This is a genomic window from Paenibacillus nuruki (genome assembly GCF_963311185.1).
Classification (GTDB): domain Bacteria; phylum Bacillota; class Bacilli; order Paenibacillales; family Paenibacillaceae; genus Saccharibacillus; species Saccharibacillus nuruki.
The window spans coordinates 3,889,631-3,915,466 of sequence record NZ_OY725677.1; the positions used below are offsets into that span (position 1 = coordinate 3,889,631).

The 25,836-nt window shown below is 39.5% G+C and carries 20 protein-coding genes; 5 read left to right on the forward strand and 15 right to left on the reverse strand.

Going from position 1 to position 25,836, the window contains the following annotated elements; genetic code table 11:
• Positions 1-15: 15 nt before the first annotated feature.
• The 5 genes from RCP16_RS17250 to RCP16_RS17270 all read right to left on the reverse strand — a co-directional run bounded on the left by RCP16_RS17250 (position 16) and on the right by RCP16_RS17270 (position 10,551).
• Positions 16-678: a beta-mannanase gene (locus tag RCP16_RS17250; RefSeq protein ID WP_069329622.1), complete on the reverse strand. Its 663-nt coding sequence runs from the start codon at positions 676-678 to the stop codon at positions 16-18.
• A 64-nt stretch (positions 679-742) separates the two neighbouring features.
• Positions 743-2,020, reverse strand: coding sequence for a vWA domain-containing protein (locus tag RCP16_RS17255; protein WP_308640903.1), 1,278 nt, complete (start codon positions 2,018-2,020; stop codon positions 743-745).
• Positions 2,021-2,491: 471 nt separating this feature from the next.
• Positions 2,492-4,915 carry a transcription initiation factor TFIID gene (locus RCP16_RS17260; RefSeq protein WP_308640904.1) on the reverse strand — a complete coding sequence of 808 codons (2,424 nt, stop codon included), beginning with the start codon at positions 4,913-4,915 and terminating at the stop codon, positions 2,492-2,494.
• 1 nt (position 4,916) lies between these two features.
• Positions 4,917-8,306 carry a tubulin-like doman-containing protein gene (locus RCP16_RS17265; RefSeq protein WP_308640905.1) on the reverse strand — a complete coding sequence of 1,130 codons (3,390 nt, stop codon included), beginning with the start codon at positions 8,304-8,306 and terminating at the stop codon, positions 4,917-4,919.
• 475 nt (positions 8,307-8,781) lie between these two features.
• Positions 8,782-10,551 (reverse strand): vWA domain-containing protein, encoded by a 1,770-nt coding sequence (locus RCP16_RS17270; RefSeq protein WP_308640906.1) that lies wholly within the window; start codon positions 10,549-10,551, stop codon positions 8,782-8,784.
• A 665-nt stretch (positions 10,552-11,216) separates the two neighbouring features.
• On the opposite strand from RCP16_RS17270, the gene RCP16_RS17275 reads away from it, so the two are divergent.
• Both RCP16_RS17275 and RCP16_RS17280 read left to right on the forward strand, forming a co-directional pair.
• Positions 11,217-12,176: a hypothetical protein gene (locus RCP16_RS17275; RefSeq protein WP_308640907.1), complete on the forward strand. Its 960-nt coding sequence runs from the start codon at positions 11,217-11,219 to the stop codon at positions 12,174-12,176.
• Complete coding sequence (locus RCP16_RS17280) at positions 12,173-14,059, forward strand: hypothetical protein (protein WP_308640908.1); 1,887 nt, start codon at positions 12,173-12,175, stop codon at positions 14,057-14,059. The genes RCP16_RS17275 and RCP16_RS17280 overlap by 4 nt, the downstream gene beginning before the upstream one ends.
• Positions 14,060-14,131: 72 nt before the next feature.
• Here the strand turns inward: RCP16_RS17280 and RCP16_RS17285 are convergent, their stop codons facing one another.
• From RCP16_RS17285 to RCP16_RS17305, 5 genes are all read right to left on the reverse strand, one after another.
• Positions 14,132-14,479, reverse strand: coding sequence for a hypothetical protein (locus tag RCP16_RS17285; RefSeq protein ID WP_069329629.1), 348 nt, complete (start codon positions 14,477-14,479; stop codon positions 14,132-14,134).
• A gap of 196 nt (positions 14,480-14,675) precedes the next feature.
• Complete coding sequence (locus tag RCP16_RS17290; protein WP_308640909.1) at positions 14,676-15,440, reverse strand: YcnI family copper-binding membrane protein; 765 nt, start codon at positions 15,438-15,440, stop codon at positions 14,676-14,678.
• A 69-nt stretch (positions 15,441-15,509) separates the two neighbouring features.
• Positions 15,510-17,192: a copper resistance CopC/CopD family protein gene (locus RCP16_RS17295; RefSeq protein ID WP_308640910.1), complete on the reverse strand. Its 1,683-nt coding sequence runs from the start codon at positions 17,190-17,192 to the stop codon at positions 15,510-15,512.
• A gap of 184 nt (positions 17,193-17,376) precedes the next feature.
• Positions 17,377-18,039, reverse strand: a complete 663-nt coding sequence (locus RCP16_RS17300; RefSeq protein WP_069329632.1) for a response regulator — start codon at positions 18,037-18,039, stop codon at positions 17,377-17,379.
• Entirely contained in the window at positions 18,032-18,865 is an 834-nt protein-coding gene (locus RCP16_RS17305) for a sensor histidine kinase (protein WP_069329633.1), read from the reverse strand. Before RCP16_RS17305 ends, RCP16_RS17300 begins: the two co-directional genes overlap by 8 nt.
• Positions 18,866-19,147: 282 nt before the next feature.
• Between RCP16_RS17305 and RCP16_RS17310 the strand changes: the two genes are divergently transcribed.
• Positions 19,148-19,306, forward strand: coding sequence for a hypothetical protein (locus tag RCP16_RS17310; RefSeq protein WP_175425245.1), 159 nt, complete (start codon positions 19,148-19,150; stop codon positions 19,304-19,306).
• Between the two features lie 312 nt (positions 19,307-19,618).
• On the opposite strand, the gene RCP16_RS17315 is transcribed toward RCP16_RS17310, so the two are convergent.
• On the reverse strand, positions 19,619-20,164 hold the full coding sequence (locus RCP16_RS17315; protein ID WP_069329634.1) for a glutathione peroxidase: 546 nt from the start codon (positions 20,162-20,164) through the stop codon (positions 19,619-19,621).
• 201 nt (positions 20,165-20,365) lie between these two features.
• Entirely contained in the window at positions 20,366-21,157 is a 792-nt protein-coding gene (locus RCP16_RS17320) for a formate/nitrite transporter family protein (RefSeq protein ID WP_308640911.1), read from the reverse strand.
• A gap of 612 nt (positions 21,158-21,769) precedes the next feature.
• On the opposite strand from RCP16_RS17320, the gene RCP16_RS17325 reads away from it, so the two are divergent.
• Positions 21,770-22,072 carry a hypothetical protein gene (locus tag RCP16_RS17325; RefSeq protein ID WP_069329636.1) on the forward strand — a complete coding sequence of 101 codons (303 nt, stop codon included), beginning with the start codon at positions 21,770-21,772 and terminating at the stop codon, positions 22,070-22,072.
• 89 nt (positions 22,073-22,161) lie between these two features.
• Here the strand turns inward: RCP16_RS17325 and RCP16_RS17330 are convergent, their stop codons facing one another.
• On the reverse strand, positions 22,162-22,728 hold the full coding sequence (locus tag RCP16_RS17330; RefSeq protein WP_137224475.1) for a DUF420 domain-containing protein: 567 nt from the start codon (positions 22,726-22,728) through the stop codon (positions 22,162-22,164).
• 109 nt (positions 22,729-22,837) lie between these two features.
• Positions 22,838-23,119: a GNAT family N-acetyltransferase gene (locus tag RCP16_RS17335; protein ID WP_069329638.1), complete on the reverse strand. Its 282-nt coding sequence runs from the start codon at positions 23,117-23,119 to the stop codon at positions 22,838-22,840.
• Positions 23,120-23,371: 252 nt separating this feature from the next.
• On the opposite strand from RCP16_RS17335, the gene RCP16_RS17340 reads away from it, so the two are divergent.
• Entirely contained in the window at positions 23,372-24,958 is a 1,587-nt protein-coding gene (locus RCP16_RS17340) for a methyl-accepting chemotaxis protein (RefSeq protein ID WP_308640912.1), read from the forward strand.
• A 104-nt stretch (positions 24,959-25,062) separates the two neighbouring features.
• Here the strand turns inward: RCP16_RS17340 and RCP16_RS17345 are convergent, their stop codons facing one another.
• Positions 25,063-25,833: an NAD-dependent epimerase/dehydratase family protein gene (locus RCP16_RS17345; protein WP_308640913.1), complete on the reverse strand. Its 771-nt coding sequence runs from the start codon at positions 25,831-25,833 to the stop codon at positions 25,063-25,065.
• Between the last annotated feature and the right edge of the window lie 3 nt (positions 25,834-25,836).

Consider the following 25,836-nt stretch of genomic DNA (forward strand, 5'->3'; position numbering starts at 1 on the left):
TCAACTATCTTCCCCCTACTCCAAAATCAATTCGTACATCTGTCCATATGTACGTCCATCGGTAAAAAAGAGTCTTACATATTCATTTTTGCCTACTTCAATCGCTGGCAATTCGTTACGTCCTGCTTGAAAAGGAGCTGCAAAAGGATAAATAATGCCATCATCTTTGTTTGTAGCATAGCCGCCTTCTTTTTTCACATAACATAATACTTCTTTGGGAATAGGAACTTCTGCATGAACTTCGATCCGAACTGTTTTACGTTTACCAAACCATGTTCCTTGTTGTTTGATCGAATAGTAAATTTTAGCTTTTCCTGCACTGAGTTCTATCGTATTTTGACCGTCAGGTTGACGCACCAGTACCGTTTCTCCTTGTTCTTCATACGTGAGATAGACGGTATAAGTCATTCTGCCAAAATGATCGACTCGTTCTGTATAAGAGCCATTATTCGCTTTATATTCTTCTTTAGTGTATAGACGCAGACTGGCAGGAGCAGAATCTGGCTGATCCGACTGACTATACTCTTCTTCGCCAACTGCGGACATCTGCGTTACTTTTTCGATATAGACAGCTTCAGCATCACGTGGCCATAACCATCGCAATGTACATAATCCGTCTTGCGCTTGTCCGGTCAATCCATGAATCCCTTGATTGGTTTTCAGTTCGGTATACAGCATGTAAAGATCCCCTTTCCTGGTCTGCATCTATCTATAGCTTGAATTATATTTTAAAAAGTTAGAATTAACGTTGGAATGTACCACTACTTGTTCCCCGGCGGCGACGTGGGCCTTCAGAAGGTGTAGGTGGCGTTGGTGTAGAACTGCGTTTGATCATTCGTTTGCTATTTTCACCAATAGGTACCACCAGTGTAAATATAGCGATAATAAACGCTAGAATCATCACTGCTAAAAAGCGTACGACTCCATCCGTCCAATCCGTTTTGCCGATACCCCATTCCAGTAACCAGCCTGCCAGCAGACCGGCGACTCCACCACCAATTCCAAAGCTACGTGCCAGAAAACGGTTATCAAACATTAATCCCATACCGACACCCATTAATGCTCCTAATAACATAACAAGGATCACGTGTAGAATAACATAGTAGAGATTGCTGTAAAACGGTTCACTACGTTCTGTGACCAGTGTACGTTTATCTAATGTATCGTAGATTTGTTGGAACGTCTGTGGTAATTGAGAAGCATCAGATACATTATAGTAGTTACCGCCTGTCTGACTAGCAATATCTGTCAGTAGATTGGTTCCACCTGCATCTGTCAAATTCAACCCTACTGTATTAATCGAGATTCCTTTAGCTTGATAAGGAGCCAGTGCTGAAGAATCCAATGCACTATATCCATCAGACAACATGATCACTACGGTACCATGAGTGTCGTCATTTTGAGCTGTAATCTGTTGCATTGCTGTTTCTAAAGCACCTGTAAAATTAGTACCTCCGTTATCTGTTTTCATTGCATCCATTGTAGTCGTAATCTGCTGTTTGGATGCATCATTAATTTCGGTCAATGGCAAAACCACATTGGCTTGATCACTGAATCCGATAATACCTACACGTTTATCATCATCCATTGAATTGACCATATTTTTAACCGCTTGAAAACGTTGATTTTGTGCATCTGTTTCTAGCATACTACCAGAGTTATCAATTACCACGACAACATCACGAATCGACTTTACTCCATTAAATCCGATCTGGTAAATCGCTTCGCCTCCAAGACCTCCCAGAAACATAAGAACCAATGTAGCAGGTACAAATAGTTTCCAGGAAAGCCCTGCATAACGTTGACGCCATGAAGCCCCACTTAATTTCGGTGAAATCGTTTCAGCTAACAAACAGAACCCACCAATAAACAAACTAATTATTCCGAAATATAATCCAATTAGAATCACACGCGGCATCCGATCAAAATAAGAATGGATCAACCATTCTCCCAAAATAAAGCCAATCGCGCCTCCAATCAGACTGAATAATAGCATAAGCCAATTCACTTTGCGTTGCATATGTGGCATCTCCCCTTTCATTGGAGTAGGTGAAATTTCGTTTATAGACTTTGAGTAGTTGGAGTTTCTGAATTAAACTTCAACCTTAAATAAAGTGCGGTGGTGATATAAAAAAGCTATGTAGAGAGTGGATGTAAGTTTGACCACTTCGAGGAAAAGATGATCCTTTTCCTCTTCGTTACGTGGTAAGTGGCTACATAGTTTTAAAAAATATAAAAGCTTAGAAATCCCTTATTTTTTACTCATCACATGGTGTCTTAAATAAAACAAGAAACCAACTTTCAAGTAACTTGTTCTTTTCTTTCTTCTTACCCCACCCTGCCAGGCAAATGCTACTGTATTGAATTTTTAGCATGTACTCCCCGCTCTGAGCGGAGGGAAAAGAATCACTCTGAAAGAGCGAAGCGATCGATTTGGAACAGCGACGACAAGAGTGATTCTTTTCCCAAAGCGGTCAAACCAACGTACAAGCTATACATGAAAATCATACCCATTTGCAATATACGTATCATAATATGTTTTACCATTACGATAGTAAATCAAGTCTTCAATTGTAAATCCACCCATCAGATTCAGCTTTTCTACACCACTGGTGCGATCTTCATGGACAAATCCTGTTTTGTAAATACGAGTTGTATTATCGACACCTGCGGCATACCGTACAAATTCACCATTTGCATTACCAAACATATATTTTTCTTCATAACGATGTTTGTGCGTATAATCCAGCAGACGAATATGAATAACGGCTCGGTCTTCAAGCGTACGATACAACTCTTTGAACAAATCTTCTTGCGATAACGCTTGTTTATTCTCGTATGCGATCGTAACATTAGCACGATTTAATAATTCCTGTTCAAAGGTCTGTGTAAATGCTCGGGATGCTAATAATTCTTTACGGCACACGTCCATCAGACGTTCCAATAGAGTAGAAGCTCCTTGCTGTAACCATAACGTTACGTCGCCTACACTTCGCTCTTCGAAAAAGGCACCATCTCCACGTTTTTCTTCAATTTCATCCATAACTTCAGCGGTTAGACGACTGTAGTAATCATGGATATTTTGCCCGATATAATCATCTGCTGTACGAATACTATCTGTTGCAGCTACTTGTAAATTAGAACCGAGCGTATCCATACTTTTCACCTGTTGCATACTGTCACGATGAACAGTAGCCAGATGCTCTTCAAAACGGCGATACAAACGTAATCTAGTTTGCAAACGCAAAATATGCAATTTACGTGGATAAATCGTATCAATCAATGCACGGGTAAGTCCACGAATATTGTGCTTTTCCATAAAAGGTAATCGCTGGAATGATAAATCGTCTGCACGACTGTTGTACCATTCATCCAGTTCGGCTTGTGCATTTTCTAAGGTATTCATTAGATCGCGAGTACGTGCATGATAATCCTGCCAGATGCTATGTTCTCCTGATTCATCGGTCCATTCTGCTAACTGATAGAAATGGATATGAGAATGTTGACGAAGCATCTCTGTGATATTCGCTTGCAGTTCACGTCCAGCATCCCATTGTTCGATCCGCTTAATCATTTCTTGCTCATAATTATCACGGAAAAAGCTTTCGCCACCATATTCGAACAGAGCATGTTCTGCTTCACGAAGACTCATTGATTTGAGCTGATTAAAGCTTGTCGCTCGGGTCATAAGACCATTCATATCTTCTAGACGACTGCTATTAGGTACAAAATGATCTATTCGATCATCCATACGCTGTTCATCAAGACCTAATAATTCGAACTTCTCACGGCTACCCACAATCGTTGAATGCTTCATCCGCTTCATGATGCCGTAAAAGAATTGCTCTAACACAGTCAAAGCAATCGCTCGATCAGGTCGTCTGACTCTAGCAAATCCAGCAGACACTAAGCCTTGATTGCCGTCTCCATTACGCACATTATTTTTGAACGCATTATTATTGTAATCTGATCCATAAACAGAAGATTCGCCACCTGTTTCCAGACGCTGACGGTTTTTGAGCAGACTGATCCGACAAATAATATCGTAGCTACTTTCCATTCCACCATTGACCGAGATACCTCGTTCATTACGATCAGATAATACATAAGCCAGTTCGAATAATGGAGAAGGCGAATGTTGTACCATAACGGCCAATTCGTCTTCAGTACGTTGTAACGGCGCAGTCAGTGTATAATCTGCTGATTGTATATGTTCCAATTCTTTTAAAAAAGCAACACCTGCTGAAATGGAATAACCGAACAGTTCTTCTTGATCACCTTCATATATGAGCGCATACATATCCATTTGTACAGACTTGAAAGACTGTCCTAGAATCGAACGAGCTAACAATGATATCTCAGGAACTAGGATATTCATCGGATCATCGACACGTGTAATCACAGAGACATGCAATCGATCAAACGAAGAATACATACGTCCGAACTCAGCTAAACGGCGAGCCGCCTGCCGGAACGTACGATTCAGTTCCAGCAGATGCTTGCCATCTTTTTGAAAATGATGATGCCAATCAGGGCGTTGCGTTTTTTTGTGATGATCATTAACAGTAGGACGGGATAAAAAAGTCGTAATTTTTTGCGCTTCTAAAGCATCTGTAGTCTGACCTGTACGCATAGAAGTAACATGTTCTTGCTCATAACGAGCTTCTTTAGCACGTCTAGCTTGCTGCTCTTCTCCTGTCGGTTCAGGAGCAATTTCGACATACATGACACCAGCACTATTATCCCACTTCTGAGCATTAATCTGCATAACAGGACGTACAGCATCTTGAATCAGATCCCCGATAAACAGGAAAACGGCGGGGTAGTGAATACTGCTCCGCCCATCTCCCTGCCCGGCTGTTTTCTCCTCGTCAGCAGCATATGCATCTGCGAATTGTTTCAGCCGAACGTCCATCTTATTTCAACTTCCGGCGAATATCGCTTAATTTCGTAACCATTTGTTTGTAAAATTGGTAAGCTTCATCCCCATTAGCCAATTCAACACGTTCGTATTCCAGACGATCTCTAGCTTCTAGATACGCTTCATACAATTCATCCAATTTGTTAAGAAGTGGTGCGATATCTTCGGATGAAGTCATCTCGTTATCTCGGCGATCGGCTTTACGCATCAATGTCGCACGGTTTTTCTGATCGAGATTGCGGAAATGTTCAAACACTTCAAATTCCACAAAATTACGGCTCTTCATCAGATTTGCAAAAGCATCCCATGCTTCTTCTTCTGGATCACGATCATATACGTACAATGCACCTTTTTTGGTAATTGTATCGGTATAAAGGGCTTGTAAGAACTGATCAGTCAGTTTTTCTTCACCTTCATAACGACTTAACATACCTTCTAATTCGGCAATTTTAGCTTGAATACTTTCATACTTCGCCAGTTCTGCACGTACACGTTCGATCATTTTTGGTGAACGAATCAAGTTTTCACGTGCTAGATCTTCGTTAAAGCTACCGAAAATATCTTTCGTCGATTCATGTGGCAATCCTTCTGTCATTAAGCGTCTCAATTCAGCTAGCGCGCGCTTAACCTCACCCAGATTCGGACGAGCTGCATCCAGACGCATATCATAACTAGCTAATGCAGCAAGTAGATCGAATGATTGTGTGAAATGAACCGCAAAACGACTGCTGGTGTTTTGATCTGCATCTTTTTCAACGATAATGCCTAGTTGCTTCGCACGAGCATAATCTGCACGCACACGAGCATTGTAACTTTGTACACGAGCATTAGTGTACGTTTCACCCCATGATTGTTCAGGGATCGGTGAAGGCAAGTACGTCCAGTTTTCTTTCTCCGTCTGTACCAAATGTCGGCCAATACCTTCACGGTCAAGAATCGTACGCTCATAGTTCTCTTCATACACTTTCAGTGGTGTATACACGAACAATGGTACACCGTTACGAGTATTCAACCAGAATATACGATTTTTCACTTTACTTTCTTTAATCGTAAAGTGGGATTTACCCAGTGCATTATTCTGGAAGTTACGAACACCACGCAAAATGCTCGGCGCTTGAACAGGAACAGACACGAATCCCCATGAAGGGAAATGAAGATTACCTGCACTATTGCTCAAATGGAACACCGGTACAGCTTCATCGTCCAATTTACTAGCAATGGTACGTTCTACAAATTTCTCGATCGGCTCATCTTGACCGTATTTCATCACTAAGAAATCTTCCATCGAACGTGTGATCAGATCACCGAATTTGTCGCTTAAGAAATCAGAGATCGAACGTACAATATCAACTTCTTGCTCTTTCACCCATTGATCGGAATGCTCTAGCAATTGTGCAGAGAAATCACGAATGAGATCATCGCCATCTTTGCTATCCATAATATCGCTTACCGCTTTAGAGATATCCGGTACGCTGACTAGATTCCAATAGTACGTTTTGTTACCACGATGATCTTCTTGTTCATTCGCATTGGTCAACAACTCACCATTTTTCTCGAAAATAGAGCTTAATGCATTCAGTACTTCGGTAAATACACCATAAATACGATTATTTTCACGATTCAACATTTCATACAAATCTTCATAAAATTCGATCATTTGTTGAGTACGTTCTACATCAGCGCGCAACCAGTATTCATCAATTTTAGCTTCAATATATACATTTTTCTTTTTGTCTTTGGATACAAAAGCACTTTTCGCATCGCCTAGACGTTCATTGGCATAATCAGCCGCTGATTCGATATCACGAGGAATACGAGTCTGACTTTCACGCAAGGTTTCGATATACGAAAGTAGCATTTTCAGTAATGAGAATCCTTTTTCTGAGTACAACAGACGTGATACATAGAAAGGACCTTGTTCTGGATGCAAGAACATACGGCGAATCTGATCCGAAAATTGTCCGACAATCTCGCCTGGCAATTGTTGCTTCGCTTTGATGTATTCTTCACGAGCACGAATCAAGAATGTTTGCTCAAGTTCCGTATCCATATTCACAGCTTGCATTTTGACTACATTGTTGAAGCTGAGACGTTCACTATTTTCAAATCCAGGCAATGGTTCTGGAACACGAGATTCGAATGTTTTGGTCATAGTCTCGACATCTACACCTAGTTTGCGAGCGAAGTTCTCTACCGCTTCTTGATCTGGCGCTTGATCGAACATTTTGTCCATTTTCTGGAACAGACGATATGCAAGATAGGTTGTCATTTCTTCGATCGGCAAGACCGCAGAAGATGCACCGATAATGTTATATTCATAGTTCGCAGGATACGCACGGTTCATCTGTGCAATATTGGTACGAATATTACTGATATAATCATGGATCGCAAACTCTTCACCAGATGCTTTTTCTTCACTCGCCATAAAGTTGGTAATATTCTCAGCAGTTACATTCATACAATAATCGTATGCATTTTCAAGCAATTTACCTTCAGTATTCGTCGCTGAGATCAAATGACATAGATTAAATGGAGCCAGTGGCGAATTGACATTCAGTATACTGCCGTATTGCTGTTTAAAACGTTCCCCACGACTGTCTACATTCATCCAGTAATCGAGCTCTTTTAGAGCAGCATATCCATTTTTGCGAATATATTCGCGTGTATGCTCGCTTAAGCTTTTATTGGATAAGTTGACGTCTGGTGTAAATAGATAACCTAGCATATTCAGACGGTCTACTCCTGCTGCGCCATAATCACGTTCTACAATACCACGCACAATGTACGAAATATCTAAGAAACAACCACTACCTGTACCGCCCGATAGCCCTGTCAGTAGAAAGACCATTAATTTTTTGTTCGTACCGACAGATAACGTTTTGATTTTTTTATCGATACTTTGTACGACTTGATTAATCTTGGTAAATAACAGCAATCGTCCTGCTTGGCGTACACCAGCCGCGCCGTTCATACCATCAGTAATCCCTAGTTCTGGAGATAACCATTCCGTGATATACGGTTCTAATAGGCTACGGTTTTGAAGTAATCCACCAATCTCTGCATTGGATAACAATACAAACTCATTGATTGGATCAAGTCCGATACCTTTATATTTTTTATTGCGATCTTGTTCGTTCGTTTCAAAAGCAAGAAATTCGACATTATCCGGTTTGTCTTGCTTTTTCTTAGTCATTGGATCTTCTGGAAGCTTAAAGCGTCGGTTGATCTGGTATTTCAGACGCAATAGTGCATCAATACCAGTACCCCCAAGTCCAATAATCAAAATCGGGTTGTCGATCGTGTCGACGCGTATTTTATCACTGACAATACCACCGCCAAGTGATACGTCCAGTTGTTGAATGTGTTCTCTAACGATTGGTTTCATGAATGATCCCCCTTGGGCGAATTAAATTTTCTTTGTTTTGTTGGTTGGTGAGGTGGAGGTGAGGACAAGCGCTGCGGGGTGGATAGTTCTTGCCGTCGCTGGTAAGATCGGATATCTTGATTTGACCACGGAGTGGTCGATATCCGAGTCTTAAAGGCGACTTTCAGAACTATTCCATCCCCTTCGCTTGTGCATCCTTCCACTTTGGAGCGCTTGAGTAGGAAGAAGAAAGATTGAAGCGCTTGGATTTGCAATCCGGTGCTGGGTTATAATTTACAAATTATAAGAATGGAATAAGCAATAGATTATATAAAGATATATGTCATGAGATACATACTTTAAAGTACGGGTTTTGGTTTCAATAATCTATTATACTGAATGATTATGAGATTTTGGAAAGAAGAACTAGATGACGAATAAGCAATTATATAATTTTTTAGTATACATCAGTCATATGAATAGTTTGTGTACACTATTATGTTAGATATTCAAGCAAAATCGTTTTATCGACCTGACGCAATCCAATCGTGATGCGGTCACCGCTTTTGAGTTCAAAGCCTTTAGAAGCATCGATCGCACGAGCAGATTTTTCAATCACATTATCGGCATTGTTCCGAATCATAATGCGGTCGTTACTGCTTGGTGTGAATACGATATTTTCCGTTTCTTTAAGTTCAGGTGCAAGTTGGACTAATTGGTGCAGGTTGAACTTGCCACGGAATGTAGTCAGTTTTTTGTATTGTGGGTATGAGCGTTCGCTGGTATTTTCATCACGAATCTCGATAACCATTTGTCCGACAAATCCACGATTTCTTTTTTTCAAGAAACTCAGTAAGAACCACAAGCCTGCAAGTACCAATAATGCTACGACTGCAATAATGATCCATGTCATCAAACCTAAGCCTGCTTGTTCACCACTACCTGATACTCCACCTTTAGCATCAATCGTTACAGGCGCTGTTTCACGGTAAAAGCTTTGTTCTTCTGCACGAGCAACCAGTTGATAGACATGGTTGTCTGGTACTTCAAAGGTACCTTTAAATTCACTACCATCTGTGGTTAAAGGAACTTGACTGGTGGTTCCTGTATCCACATCCGTCACATTGAGTACAGCTTTCATACTACTAGCTTGCGAATTATCTGTTAATTTCTGACCACCGCTTGTTAAATAAGAAACGATATCGATCTTATCGCCTTTACTGTACGCTTTGGTCGGAATAGGATCTAGTGCTAATTCCAGGTTATAATTGAACACCAGATTAATATCAATCTTATCTTGATCGACACCCTTAACCTGTAATGTCCAATCTCCTTGCTCTGGAGATAGTAATTTGACTAGCGAATAACTTTTAGAAGTAGACATGCTTACTTTATCCGATGGCACAGCTACGGCGTTTCCAGATGGATCGACTAATTTCACTTCAACCGCTTCTGAAGACATAATCGAGATGTTCGCTTCTTTTACGTTGGCATTTGGAATATGAATTTTCACGTCTTGAAATTGTCCATTACCTGTAATCGAATCGACAGGTACAACATTAACTTCTTGATGAGCTGCAAAAATTTCACTTAAAATCTCTGGCAATTCTTCTGCTGAAGTTGTTACAAAAGATTTACCACCTGTATCATCGGCAATTTTTTTCAAAGCTTCTTGATTCAGCTTGCCGTCTGCATTTAGACCAATTGTATAGACTGGATAGCCATCTTTTTTCGCTTGTTCTACCGCTGTATTCAGATCCGTATCGGCTTGGCTATTGCTACGCCCGGAATTACTATTCAACTGATTGTTACCATCCGCGAACAATACAATCATCGGTTCATGCCCTTGTTGAGCATTATCCTGTAAAATAGTAACGGCTTCTTTCATCCCTACCGAGATATCGGTATATGCTCCTCGGGTAAGTCCATCTATAAACGATTTCAGTTCTGTTTTATCATCAGCAGACTGAATAGCAGTCAATGCTTTCTCACGTTCAATGCGGTCTGTATACGATACTATTCCTACGCGATCGCCTTGCGATGGTAGCATATCTATAAATAGTTTCATCGCCTCACTACCAAGCTGTTGTGGATCACTGGATTTCATTGAATTACTTGCATCCAGTACCAATACGGCATCAACAGATGTAGTCGAATTATTGGGGCTCGTTGTCGCTGAAGCAGCGAACATCGTGCTAGGCAGCTGTGTCAGGCACAGAACCAAAGCCAGCAGGATATACATAAAACTTGTATTTCTTCGGGACATAAGTCTACTCCTTCACTGGATAGATAGATGGCTCTACGATACACCATCTTACGACATTTTCATTAAGCGCTGGTTAATTTCACCTTAACATGCCTTAAAAATCATAAAGTGAAAAATTTGATACTATTCTAATTACAATATCCATTTTACTCCATTTTGGAGAATAAATCACAAACCCATATGAGCTTTTGATCATAACAAGCCGGATACCATTATAACGCATATTCCCAAATATTTTCCCCACCTTAAGACGGGGGAAGCCACTGGACTATAGGCTAAAAGTTGAATATTGCTCACCATTTTCGCTATTCTGTAATAGATTATGCGCTAAAATATAGGTATAGTGAGGTTGTTGAACATTTTATAATTCAACGAGCAATCACGATCCTCCCTTAGATTAAAGTTAAACTCGATAAATCTGATTAAGAAAGGAATGTCATATGTTTGCATACGTATGTCTCGCGGTTTTGTTTCTTTTTGTTATCATAAGATTGTCTATGTACGCATTTAAACGCAAACGTGTCCCGACAGAAGACGAATTAGAAAAGCAATTACTATCTACTATTAACCAAAGAAGCTAACGGATGCGCAGATTTGCCCAATTCCTTGTTATCTGACTCCTGACGTTATTTATAAATACGATGTATAGCGAGTGATCTTAATCCATGACAACCACTAAAAAATCGATTCAATTACCTGTGCTTCATCGCACCCGGCGGGTGTATGATCCTTTACGGATATGTCGTAAATGTCGAAACTTTACTATTCTACCGGGCGACGCCTGTCCAGATTGTGGCAAACAAGCTCTTGTTCCTGTGATGCGACAAGCCAGCCTACGTGCCAAGCGCAAAATGCTCAATGAAATTCTGTTTGCTCTTCTTCTTACTATTATAGCGGTTGTTGTATCTAAAGAGATGACCGAAATCATAATCTCTGTGATTACAGGTGTCGTATTGATCGTCGCCTTAATTCTGGTACAACGTCGCATGTTATCCAAAGAAACATTAAGGCAGTTAGCCCGACTATTCAAAACAGAAGGCAAAACGATCTATGAAGGTACTGTACGTGATCAATCGACAGCAGTAGCGGTTGTACGTAGTGGTGAAGATGTAGAAGGATATCATATGTTACGCCAAGCAGCTGTTGTAGTGCATAATGATCGACTACGATTAGCTCAATTATCCCTGTTACAAAATTTTCGGTTACGCAGTGATATGGATCTAGATCTCGATTCATTGATCGTACATGATTTTGATCCGTTATTAGCCGAATATATCGGTGAAATCGCTAAGATTAAGCGTGAAATGGTGAAAGATCGCGCAATCCGCTATGTGATTGCCCATGAACCGCAAATTTTGAAAATGGAAAATGGCATGAACATTTTGGTCAGTGTTACGTCATCAGCGGTACGAATGAAGCGTTATGTCACGATGTATCCAGGATTTATTCGCCGTTACGCACGCTTTTTGCCAAAAGATCGCTTTCTTCGTCTATACCGGATGATCCAAAATGATCCTGCACAAAAAGACAGTACGATGGCTGTCGATCTAGAGAATATCCGCCAGGAATTGTATAAAGGTGATTCGGATTTTGAGCCTGCTGTTCCCGGAATAGGCATCTCATGAGTATTATTCGTTTATTTGCATTACGCAATCTGTTAATTGTAGCCTGCGCTATTGCAGCTGGACTAGCGATCTATAAAGGCATTCAGATTTCGCAAAAGATTCATGCGGTGCAAGAAGCTGATCGTTATTATGCACAGCAACAATGGGTCGAAGCGGAAACCTTTTATCAAAAAGCCAACACCAACACATCGATTCACTATCAAAATGAACATATTGCGAATCGGTTACTTCAATTATTACCTATTACCGATTGGAAACAGACGGTAATTTCCAGTCAACAACAGCTTCAATCTGCCGCTAGCACCCAGCAATTTCAAGCTTATATGAATGGTTATAAATTATGGCAACAGCGGATCAGTGAGCAACAACAAGCAGATCAAAGATACACCGTACAGTATAAACAGATTACCAATGAATCGAAGATCAATGAGCAACTCAAGACTGATTTCCAAGCATTCCGTGAACTGTTTGAAGCCGGTCTGCAACATAATATACAAAAGCGCAATTATACCGATGAATCCGACAAATGGAATCTATTAATGATTCCAGAGAAATATTTAGCGGTCAAAGGTACACGTCAAGCTTACTTGAATACACTGTTCAAAACATATGATCAGACCAAATTAACACGATTGGCTGCTGCTGGCGATTTTACTGCTTTTCTAGAGCAAGCACGGATCACTTGGGAAGGGTATCACCAGCATAATTGGAGCGCAACATGGGTACTGACTATTGCTCAAAATAATGCAGCGACGATTCTTAACAAAGATATTACAAGTCAGCAGATCAGTAACTTTGTGACTCATGCTCAAAGCTTCAATCAATGGGTAACGACTGTGAACTTAAGTTCGTCTCCTGTAACGACAACGATCAATAATGAGATTGCTTCGTTAATTCGTGAAGCAAATACGTTGGTTACAGCCGGCCAATATCAGCAAGCTCTTGATATTTATCAAGCCTTACAACCTGTGCAAGATATGACTACGCTGATCGGGCAGACCAAGTTAGCATGGGCTTCTAGTGATCCACTCTATGTTTTACAAAGTTCCAATCCTTCAGTGACGTATCAACATGTGGTCGGAGGCACCAATGGGCTGAATGCAGATGTATATGCACTGGCAACCGATTCTGCTAATCATCTCTATATTGGTCGCATGACTGCTGATGGAGCAACCAGTATTCTATCTGGAGAAATTGCACAGAATGCTGGTCAGATTCGTACGCTGGCTATTGTGAATACATTAGGAACACCCGATCAACCTGTTATTGAGATTCAAACGGAGCCGAGTGGAGATCGTACAGCTCTTTATTCTTTTTATGCTGTAGAAAATAGTGGTTTTCGTGCACTGCTTTCAGTAGAAGCTGACGGATATACCATCGGTGATAACCAAACGATTCAGGTGCAAAATCCATCTGATCTTCCTAAAGGACAGACAGCGATCTATACACGTAATGAAGACGGAGAGTATACACGTACAGAGACACAGAATGAATATACTTCGATTGATGGAGCTACATTAACTAGCTATCTCAATGAACCTGTTTCATTTGAAGCCAATATCGTATCGGTTGATGATCAGGGTGCGATAGCATTAGTAGGTGAGCAATATATTCGCCTTCGTGGTGCGCTCAATTGGGCAACAGGCACGTTCCTCGTATCCGGTGTGTTCCGAGGAGAATTTGAACCTTTCACATCTTCATCAGGTAACAATGAAACTGATCCTTCAGCAGAAAATAACTTTTCTACAGAAGAAAACACAGTACCTACCGATGAGACAGGGTTAATGCAAGAACCAGATTATGGAGTCGATACACCTGACGCTCCTGCTAATCTGGATGCTAATGTAACTATTCCTGTATTTGAAGTCGAATCTCTACAATAAAAAATAATCTACATCAAAAAAGCTAGTGATTAGGAGCCAATATCTCCGCTACATCACTAGCTTTTTCTGAATTTATCCGCCTAATCCAACAAAAATCATAATTAATACCAGTTCGATCATATATCCAATCACTAATAACATAGGAATACTAATTACTAAAAGAAAATTGCGCATAGAAGCACTCACATCTGGTGCTTTGCTTATCCAGCGATATAACCCTCTCCACGCCAAGATTAGCGCAGGAACAATAGCAAGTATTCCCACTGTAACAACAGCTATATAGAGAGACTGTTGATCAGCCGTACTGGCACCTTGTGTCATCAGATTGGATTTGCGGATCATCAAGAACACCCATACAGCTGCTACAAGAATATAATATAATTTGATCCCATTGCTAAATGAAATAAGCTTTTTGTCCAAGCTTGTTCCTCCTCTATTCTCAATCCATACTCGTTCGTCCACGTATTTTCTAATTATATCAAGTTCTATGTGAAAAAGAAGCAAGTGATCAATGCTACAACAAAAGCAGACAAAACGGCAAAAGACCAAGATGACGTTCTTGGTCTTTTGCCGTTATTTGATTCATACGTTTCTATTGTACGTATACATAAACTATTTATTTGCGTTTACGTGAATTCATCACAGCAACTCCACCAAGAACCAAGGCAATAATAGCAATAATCAATGTCGTCACTTGAAGACCATTACTGCTCGCTGGTTGTTCCATTGGCATAGTATTCATATCAGTCGATGGTGCTGTATCTGTTGTTGTACCTGTCGCTGGAGTTGTTGCTGTTGTATCTGTGCCTGTCGCTTCATCTGTCGCTGTTGCAGTATCTTCTGTTGCGGCTGCATCATGTCCATCTGTTGTTGGCGCTGCTGGTGTGGCTGTAGCTGCATTTTCAGTAATCGTTGTAATCGAGTGTGGAAGTTCGCTGCCTTCTTTGCCTGTCCATTCCACTACGCTACCATCACTATAGTATTGATAAGCATCCCAAGTCAATTCGCCATCTTTGGCTGGATTTTCACCTACAAATACGAACTGTTGAAATTGACCTGCTTCGATACCGCCACTTTCAGCTTCCCAAGTGATCGATGTAATCTCATCAGCATCATTTTTCTCAGTGGTTGTTTTCCAACCCGGTACAGGTTGATATTGTTTGAACGATAAATTTTCCGGTACTTTTAAAGTTACTTTAGTCGTTGGCAAGTCTTTTTCAGAAGGTACTTTGATCGTATACGTCTCCCATGCGGAAGGCATGGACTGAGCAGGCTTAACCGTTACATGAGCACTAGCAATACTGCTAAATGTAAGGAATCCTGCTACCATTACTGCGGAACCGATTGTGATCATTTTGGTAAATACTGAATTTGTTTTCATTCTGTATACGCCCCTTTGTCATGTATATATAAAGACAGGCAGATAGTAAATTACCTGTTTTTGAACAAGTTATGAACCTACTCGTAATGTAAACTCAGTGTCGATTGTATCCAAAGATTTGGTCAAAATATGAACTTTCACATTCCAGTTCCCATTCATACTCACCATACCTGATTTCTGATACACGCCGTCTTTTCCATCACTTGCAGTCAGTAAGATTTCAGTAGGTGCCATCGCCATATCCATATGATTCATGGTTAAAGTGATCTGTTCCACATCTACAGGTTTGGCTTCATTTTTATTTTTGACCGATACGATAAAGTTATTGCTACCCATCTGTGCGCTAGGTACTTCTAACTTAATCTCATATCCATCCACTTCTTGTGTCTGTACGGTCTGCTTCGGTGTGGCTCCATTACTGATCGGCCCTGCTTGTGGGGATAAATGAACCAGTGCCGCCGCTAGCATCAAGATCACAAAGCCAGTCAATACTTCCCACATCAAGTCTTTGCCCAGTTCTTCTTTTTGCTGTCGACCTTTTACATAATTCATAGCGCCAAATGCTGCCATAACCAAGAATAACAACATTTTAGATAATAGCGTTAAGCCATAAGCGGTATTGAACAGTGCTTTGAGACTAGGCAAATAAATAATACTTCCATAGATACCTGTTACTAATAATGCCGCTACTGATATAATCGCCCACCATGAGAATCGGCGAACAATACTCCAATATACGACTTTGCGTTCATCTCCTGCAAACGGAGCCACAATACGTGGGATAAACACAGCCATCGCTACCAGTGCACCACTCCAGACGAGAGCAGAGACCAAGTGAATAAAATCAGCTGCGATCGCTATGCCTGCATACGGTTCTGCATAAGCGTGTCCATCAAGCGACTTGGCAAGTAACTGTACAATCATCAGCACCACAGCAATGATACCAACAGTTCGCTTCGCCGAGGAAGACAGTTTGCTATGAGCATATAAAGCCAATACGATAACTATCAGTACAGCGGTAATAATCTGGATCAACCATACCTGTCCGAAAGTCGTTTCACGGAATGTATTAGCGAATTCAGTCGTGGTCTGCATGATCGGTATATCTGCATTCCAAGCGATCCGCAAAGGCAATTGAATCAGCAATGCAATCACAGTTACTGCCATACCTATCCATAAAAATAGAGTATAACGACGTTGACGCATCCATGTTGTCGCCTCAGGTGTACGTAATTTGGCAGGGAGTAAGAATAATGATAAAGCAAGTAATCCCAGTACCAAAGATTGACCGGTATATTGCAACCAGCGCATCAGAATCAATAATGGGTTCACCGATTTACTATCGGGTGTTGTAGTTGCCGCATCAGACATCTTTTTGCCAGCACCGTCTCCTACTTGAAATACAATCCCACCTTCTACGGGATGTCCATCTCCTGAGACCGCTTTCCATGAAATATTGTAAATATCGTCAGGAAGCTTCACAGGAATAGCTGCTTCTAACAGAGCCGCATTTTTACTATCAATAACAGCTTTGACTCCATCAATTTTTTTACCGGAGGAATCCATCAATATAATCTGATAATAAGCAGGTTGTATCGATTCATTGAATAACAATGTAATTTTATCAGGTGCTTTATCTAGTACTTCATTTTGAGCTGGAGAAGATTCTTGAACATACGAATGAGCAGAAGTACTTTGTGGAAAAAATAATCCGCCACAGATACTCACTATCATCAGTAATACTGGTAACAAAAAACGCTGCTTTCTGATTAAAAAATGAGAATAACTATAAATACGCTCCACCTACTTTATGTGAGATGCCTTCTATGAAGTCTGTTGTATGCAGTCACAATTTCTATACTATAGAAGTGTCTTCATCCTGAACATGACTATATAGGGCTATATCTATTCTAAATATGGCTTAAATTTGAAAAAATTATGGACGATGGAGCTGATCAGACGCTAATCCATGCTCAATCGCATATCTTGTTAATTGTACTCGATTTTCCAATTGTAATTTGTGTAACAGATTTTTGAGATGATTTTTGACAGTTTGTTCTGAAATATTGAGTTCTGCTGCGATATCCCGATTAGTTAGCCCGGAAGATACCCAGTGTAAAATTTCTCGTTCACGCGGTGTTAGCGTATTCGCAACTGGATCGTTATGCGCTTTGGTTGCTGGAAATTGTTGCAAAATACGCAATGCAATTTCTTGGCTAAGCCCTGCTTCATCAAGCACCACACTACGCAAATACTCCAACCACATCGAAGGCGGTAAGCTTTTGAGAATATAACCTTGTGCACCTTGCTTGATTGCTTCAAATAAATGGGCGGCATCATCGGATACTGTCATCATAATAATTTTGATATATGGGAATCTTAGCTTAATGAGGCGTGTCGTTTCTAAGCCATCCATCCCTTTCATCGAGATATCCATCAGAATCAGATCAGGCATCCATTGTTCAGTGAACTCTAGCGCTTCTTGACCACTCATTGCCGTACCCACAATATTGAACATCGGATCTTCTGATAAAATAACACGCGTCGCTTCGCGTGCATGAGCATGATCATCAACAATTAAGACACGTACACTATTCATCATGTTGACCTCCTTTGATGATAAATAAAGTTCGCTCTTGTTCACGTTGCAAAGCAAATGTCCATCCTCTCCACTGTGCACGTTCGGCTGTTATTTTCAATCCAAATCGACCGGGCAATTGCAAAGACTGTTCATGAAATCCTTCGCCATCATCTTCAATCACAATCTGCCACCCTGTTGGATTTCCTTCGCTATGTATCCATACCTGACTTGCACGCGCATGTTTGTGAATATTTAATAATCCTTCTCGGATACAAGCTAATAATTCTGCTTGTTCTTCAGGCTGGATATATTGATCGTCTAGCTTCCAATCCAATTGAGTCTGTACACCTGCTAGCGGAATCATTTCCCAGACACGATAAGCCAGCGAGACTTCTTCTGTTTCTCCGCTCCGTGGCACATGCTTGAGATCAGCGATCGCCTGCCTTACATCATGATTGGCTTCGCTCACTGTGCGACTGATATCATTCAGCGTTTCTTGGACTTGTGGATCATCATACATTCGCTTCGCTCGATCTAACTTTACCCCTAACAAAAATAAAGATTGCGCCACTCCATCATGAAGTTCTCCTGCTAGCAATTGGCGTTCTTCTAATTTTCCTTTGACAATACGCTCTTGATCCAGCGCTGCTCGTGTATTTTCAAGCATATCAAATAGCTGGCGTAGTAACGTTACACTAACCACATAAATAATAACTGGCGATAACCAGTTACCCACTTCCATTGAAAGATAAGGCATTAGAAATTGATGCCGAATATATTCCCACAACCCGATCGTCACTGTTGGTAAAAATAAAATGATCCATTTGATTTTGGTATATGACATATAACTCTCCTTTAATTACGTAAAAATTGCTCTTTGCGATCACTATTGTACGTGTTTGTGGAGGATTATGACATATCTCACGTATGGACATCATGTGAACATATCGAAATAAATACTTATTTTTAAGAAAAATTGAATAATTCATTTGCAATTGACTGCGTTAATGTTTACAATAAAACTATGATAATGATTATCATTCCTAGTCAACTGATAATGAAGTGATAATATAAAAAATGTTTTTGAAAAATATACTATTTTGACTTTAAAGGAGCCGGAATCTCGATGAACGTAATGACACAGAAAACTTCACTACAAACAGACGATTATCTGGATCTTCTCAATCTTGCCGTGCGTATTGGCGATCTAAAATGGCAAAAAGAAATTATTCGTAAATTAGAATATATGAAACATAGCCAGACTCCTTCTAGAACTCGCGCATAGTTGTTGAGAACCAAAATATATCCCTTTTACTGAGAATAAAGATCATATGGATGATCTTGTTATACTATATATAAGGAAGATTAGAATGGTTGAATCTATGACCACGATCTGTTCCTCAAGGCCGATACTTCAAAGGTGAAGATATCGGTTTTTTTATGTGTATAGACTTTTATGTATATAGAAGTGGTTTATCAGCATACATCTTTATGAAACATCAAAAAGCCTGTAAGGACTAACTCCTCACAGGCTTTTTATTATATTCGACTCCAATAAATGGATGACTTTATCAATACATAGGACGACGACTATATTCTACAACAATGCTTCGATATCTTCTTCCATATCCAACGGATCTGTTGTCGATTCAAAACGTTTAACCACTTCTCCATTACGATCGATCAAGAATTTGGTAAAATTCCATTTGATTGAATCGCCTGGCAAATACTCTGGATGTTTCTCGTTCAGCAATTGTACCATCAATTTAGATACCGAGTGATTCATATTAAATCCTTCAAATGACTTCGCTTCTACTAAATATTTAAATAGTGGATGAGCATTTTGATCACGTACATCTACTTTTTGGAACATTGGGAACGATACGCCATAATTTAACATACAGAATGCTTCTACTTTGTCATTACCATCAGGTTCTTGATCTGCAAATTGATTACAAGGGAAGCCTAAGATCACCAAACCTTTTTCTTTATAACGATCATATAGCTTTTGTAAATCTTCATATTGGAAAGTGAAACCACATTGACTGGCTGTATTCACGACTAAAATTACCTGATCTTTATATTGTTCCAGTGAAACGTCTCTACCACTCATAGCTTTTGCAGAAAATTGATAAACACTCATGTTGGCTCTCCCTTTGTGTTGGACACATGTAATAAGTCTTACTACTATATAATTATAACCAATATTTTGTCGAATAAACACACATTTATATAAAATTTAAAAATATTTTTAGTTCTTTAAGCCTAGGCAAGCAAAAAAACCAGCCATAGTCATCACTGGGCTGGTTTTTTTGCTTATTTTTTATGAGATACATTAATCTTTTTACGCTTCATGTTCTTCATCCATAAACGGTTTGTTGACATAGTAGTACATGGTAGACATAAAGACTGCTCCACCGATCAGATTCCCAAGCGTAACAGGAATAAGATTATGAATAACACCCGCAAAATTAATATTCGCTGGATGATCGACCACTAACGCAATCGCAAAAGTACACATATTAGCAATACTATGTTCATATCCAGAAATAAAGAAACAGAATACAAATAACATCATTGCAAATAGTTTGGCGCCGTCGCCTTTTAAGCCCATCGGAATAAAGAAGGCGAGACAGACGAGCCAATTACACAATATCGCACGGAAAAATAATTGCATCGTAGGCGCTTCCATTTTATGCTGAACGACATTTAACAGAAAAGCATTTACCGAATGATCTGCATATAAGCCGGTTAAGAAAATCAGTAGCGCAAATGCACACGCCCCCAGTATATTGCCGAAGTAACTGGTAATCCACATTCGTATCACATCTAACCACCTCAGCTTGCGCCGTATCGCAGCATAGGAGTAATAGAATGTATCTCCTGTAAATAGATCTCCACCGCCGTAAGAGATCAATATGATCGCCGCTCCGAACGTTAACGCAGCCATTGGATACGCCATCGGGGATTCTACTGCATAAAAGAAGTTCCCTGTTTTAAAAGCAACAATAACGCCAAACCCGATAAACATACTGGCAAGCATCGAACGCGATAAATAACGAAGCTTGCTTTGTTTGTAGATCCGATTTTTTTCGAGTGCTAGTTTTTCGACCTGTCGTAGCGATTGTATTTCCATACATTCACCGTCCTCGTTATTAAGATGTGTTCGATGTGCTGTTGATCATAGACATTATAATCTTCTTTACACCGTTGTTCGGATATTGAATATGTATTCTACTAACGAGATTGTCCCTTTTCCGATGTGCTTTTAAGTATAGACAATCTGACGGTTACTGTATCACAGGTTGATTATTTGGAAAAGAGGTTATAATGTATATCATAGATTTATATGTAAATTTATACTGTGTATAAAAATTTATACTAGAATAGTACTAGAAAATGACCTTTCTTAGTGTGACTAGGAATATAAGTAGGACATAGTTCCTATTTATCGACAAATTGTGACTAAAGTCGTATTTGCTATAACATTTGAAAATAATTCTACCGAAATGATAGTATAGACATTAACAGACACACATTGGACACATCATTTTTCAGTAAACAATGACCTTAGATCTAATTCAAAGGTCTTGATCATATATATAGTTTTCCCTTATGTATCAACACTTTTATTGGACTGTCGTTATAGTTTGTTCATAAATTCGTCAAAATTTAATCCGAATTTAAGGTAATTAATGTGAAAAAGTGTTAATGTAAATTTACAATTAATAATAAGAGGTGACCGAAAATGACAAATACAAGTAAAGTACAACAACTTCGTGATATGCTTCCAAAAGACCAACAATCTATTACTCGGTATGTAGAGCACGCATTAGAATCTATTGATGAATTGGTTGAAAAACACCGCCAATATACTGCTTCACTTGCAATCTATGGTGACAGAATCAATGGTAACGAAGAACGCGTATACCGTGATACGATCGCTGAGATCAAAGCACAATTGGTAGAAACATTGGAAAGAACAGTAGAAGACTTCACTCACAAAGGTGACAAACACTGGCAGAACAATTATAAAGACGGAATCGTATAAAATACGCTTTTTACGATAACTTAATTATCGCTTCATATCAAAAAACCGCAGCCCGGATCGCTGCGGTTTTTTTGTGTATTCTATATGATTCAATAATACGGCGCCATCATTAGATATACGATAACACCAGTAGAACTTACATATAACCAGATAGGCATCGTCCAACGTACAATCTTTTTGTGTTTGGCAATCTGCATTGTCCATCCCCATACCAGAGCAAAAAGAGCAAGTGGAACAATAATAGCAGCCAGAAAACTATGAGTAATCAGAATAAAGAAATAAATAGGACGAATAATACCTACACCACCGAATTTAGCTGTTTCTGGTGATAAATAGTGAAACGTCAGATACGTCACTAGAAACAATAACGTCGATGAAAAAGCAGCTAAAATAAATCCACGATGGACTTTAATATTCTTTTTCAAAATAGCAATCAATGCTGCAACTAGAAAAATAAACGTAAAACTGTTAAAAATGGCATTCATCCGTGGCAACATTGTAATATCAAAACCGACTGTCCCTTTGTAACCAATCGCTGGTGAGAAAAATAACAGCAGAATAATAACGTTAGCAATCACCGATACTGTAATAATCGTTCCGGCAAAGTTTTTATTCGTTTTTGGTGTTACCACATTAGGTTGTGTATTTTTATCCATGCAAACGCTCCCCATCTTTCAAGTTCATACTCTCATTATAGTTTTATATTGGAGTTGAGGGTAAGCACTTTGGTGACAACAGTTTGAACATTTCAAAGTTGTTTGGATTTTAAACGTCTTTACGCCAAATATCGTGATAATCTTTATTGCGTTTGAATAGGGCTAATGCATAGGAACAAGCAGGCACAACTGTTTTCCCTTGTTCACGTGCGATATCGACAGCACGCTTCACCAGATCTTGCCCTACTTTCTGACCACGTAACTCTTCTGATACAAAAGTATGATCAATAATCATTGATTGCTCATCATAATCACTAAATCCGATTTCAGCTTTGGTTTCTCCATCTATTTGTAGAGCAAGTCCTTGTTCTGTCTCGATTACTTTTTCCATCTGTACAATCTCCTTTTTTGCATGAATCTGCAAATGTGTTTGGATTTACTTCCTCTTATTGTTTTATCACCTTTATTACTAGTCCAGAAACAAGTCTGCTATCAACGCCATATCGTGCATATTTTAACTAAATATTTGCAAAATATTAATTTTTTTAAATTTTGGTACAAAAGTTTTAATTTTCTATTAAGAATTATCAAATAGTGTCGAAATATATATCATGTTTACATTATGCACTTGGGAGGTTTGGGTATGCAGTGGTTTCGGAATTTGAGGACATCAGTCAAAATTATTTCTGCTTTTTTAATTATTACCTTAATCTTTGTTGCTTTCGGATTATACAGTTTGCAAAATCTAAAAGATCTGAATACTAAGGCTAAAAATATGTATAGCCATAATCTTATAGCGGTTAAAGATTTGTCCGAAGTGGAAGTCTATTATCAACGCTTACGAGTAGCTGTTCGTGATTTGAGTACAGCACAGAATCCAGAAAAAGAACAAACATTACTTACTAAAATGACAGACTTTCAAAAAAATATGGAAACTTTGGCTCAAACGTATGGTAATTCCATCACCACCACAAATGAAAAGCAAGAATTTGATCAATTTAATCAAGCGTATAACGATTACTTAACGCTGTATGAAGAAGCTACTCGTTTGGCAAGAGCCAATAACTTAGCTGCATTTAACGAATATAAAGACAATACCCTTAAGCCTGCTGGCGATCAGGTGGCAGATAGTATCTCTGGTATGATTGATAATAACTCGAATCTTGCTCTACAAGCCAGTCAGGAAATTGAGCAAAGTTATGCAGCTTGTGTCAAAATCACTATCGTTTCTCTTATTCTAGTAACATTATTTAGTATTTTGCTAGGTTCTCTTATCTCACGTAGTATCTCGTCTCCTCTACGTAAGCTTACAGATCTCATCTCTAACTATGCCAAAGGCGATCTTAGCCAGAGCTTAGAAAATCATAACAAAGACGAAGTTGGACAATTGTCTACATCGGTTCATATCATGGCTGATAACCTACGTCAGTTGATTACACGCATTACAGTATCTTCTGAAAATGTAGCCGCTTCTTCTCAAGAAATATCAGCAAGTACAGAACAAATTGCAAATACCAGTAATACACAAGCAGAATCTGCTTCAATGATTACTGAATTATTTAAAGAGCTATCTGCTGCAATTGATTCTGTAGCCGTTAGCGCAAGCGGAGCCGCTGAATTATCTAATCTGACTGTAGATATGGCACAGCAAGGTGGACAGATTGTAAGTGAATCTAAAGCATCTATGCATGAAGTCAGTCAATCCATGAACAAATTAGAAGAAGATTCTCAACGTATCGGTGATATTATTAGCGTTATTGACGATATTGCGAATCAGACTAACCTTCTTGCGCTAAATGCAGCTATTGAAGCCGCTCGTGCAGGCGATCAAGGTAAAGGATTCGCTGTCGTTGCTGATGAAGTCCGCAAACTGGCTGAACGTAGTATAGATGCTACCAAACAAATTTCTACGATTATCAAAGTGATGCAAAAAAATACACAAACGAGCGTCAAAGCTGTTACTGAAAGTGTGACCCAATCGGTACAGACAGAAGAAGCTTTTCAAAAAATTGTTCATGTGGTGAATGATTCGGCGATTAAAGTTAATGAGATTGCTGCCGCTTGTGAAGAAGAAGCCGCTCAAGCCAATGAAGTGATGTTTGCTGTTGAATCCATCGCTGCGGCTAGTCAAGAATCAGCTGCCGCTTCTGAAGAAACAGCCGCGACCTCACATTCTTTAGCCAACCTTGCTGAAGAATTGAATATTGCTGCTTCTGTATTTAAAGTATAAGTAGCTTCTATTCGATACGCTTTAACCCAGACAAAAGCCAGTCATCTTCGCTTCTGATCTAAGATCGGATTCGGAGATAACTGGCTTTTTATGGATGGTTCAAATTATTCGTGTTGCCCGCCTTGAAAAGCAGTCTCATCTTGAGGAAGCTGTTCTTTGTGGGTATTCTCAGCCGCTAATACTTCGGCGGCATTATCTTGAGGACGATATCCGATCTCTTCGGCGAGATAATCAATATTATAATAATTATCTGTATTGGCTGATGTACCATACAGATTCATATACTTGCGATCGGCTGGCGCTTCGATACAGCATTTGACCAACTGAACAAGATCGCGTTCAGAGATCCAGATATGAGTCGCACGCTCAGAATGAGGACGATCATCACCGGGAAAGTTACCAATCCGAATATTAAATGAAGACAGTTGATGTTGATCACTATACAATCGACCTAACAATTCAATATAACACTTACTTAATCCATAAATGCTATCCGGACGATAAGGATCATTCACATCAATATCTTCTCCTACTTTGTAGAAGCCTGTGGAATGATTTGAACTTGCGAAAATGATCCGTTGTACTCCATTTTCTTTGGCAGCTTCAAATAAGTGATAAGCACCGGTTACATTTACAGGTAAAGCTACTCCTAGAAAATCATTTTCATCTTTTTGCCAGGCGATATGCAGTATCGTATCCATCCCGATTGTTTTTTCTTTAATCTGCTGTGCATTTGTAATATCTAACGATTCGATTCCTTGATCAGCATCGGCTTCAATATCTGTTGCTAGTACATCATATTCTTGTTGTAAGCCTCGATAAAGACTGCTTCCAATCACACCACTCGCACCTGTTATTAATAGTTTGCGCTTCATGTG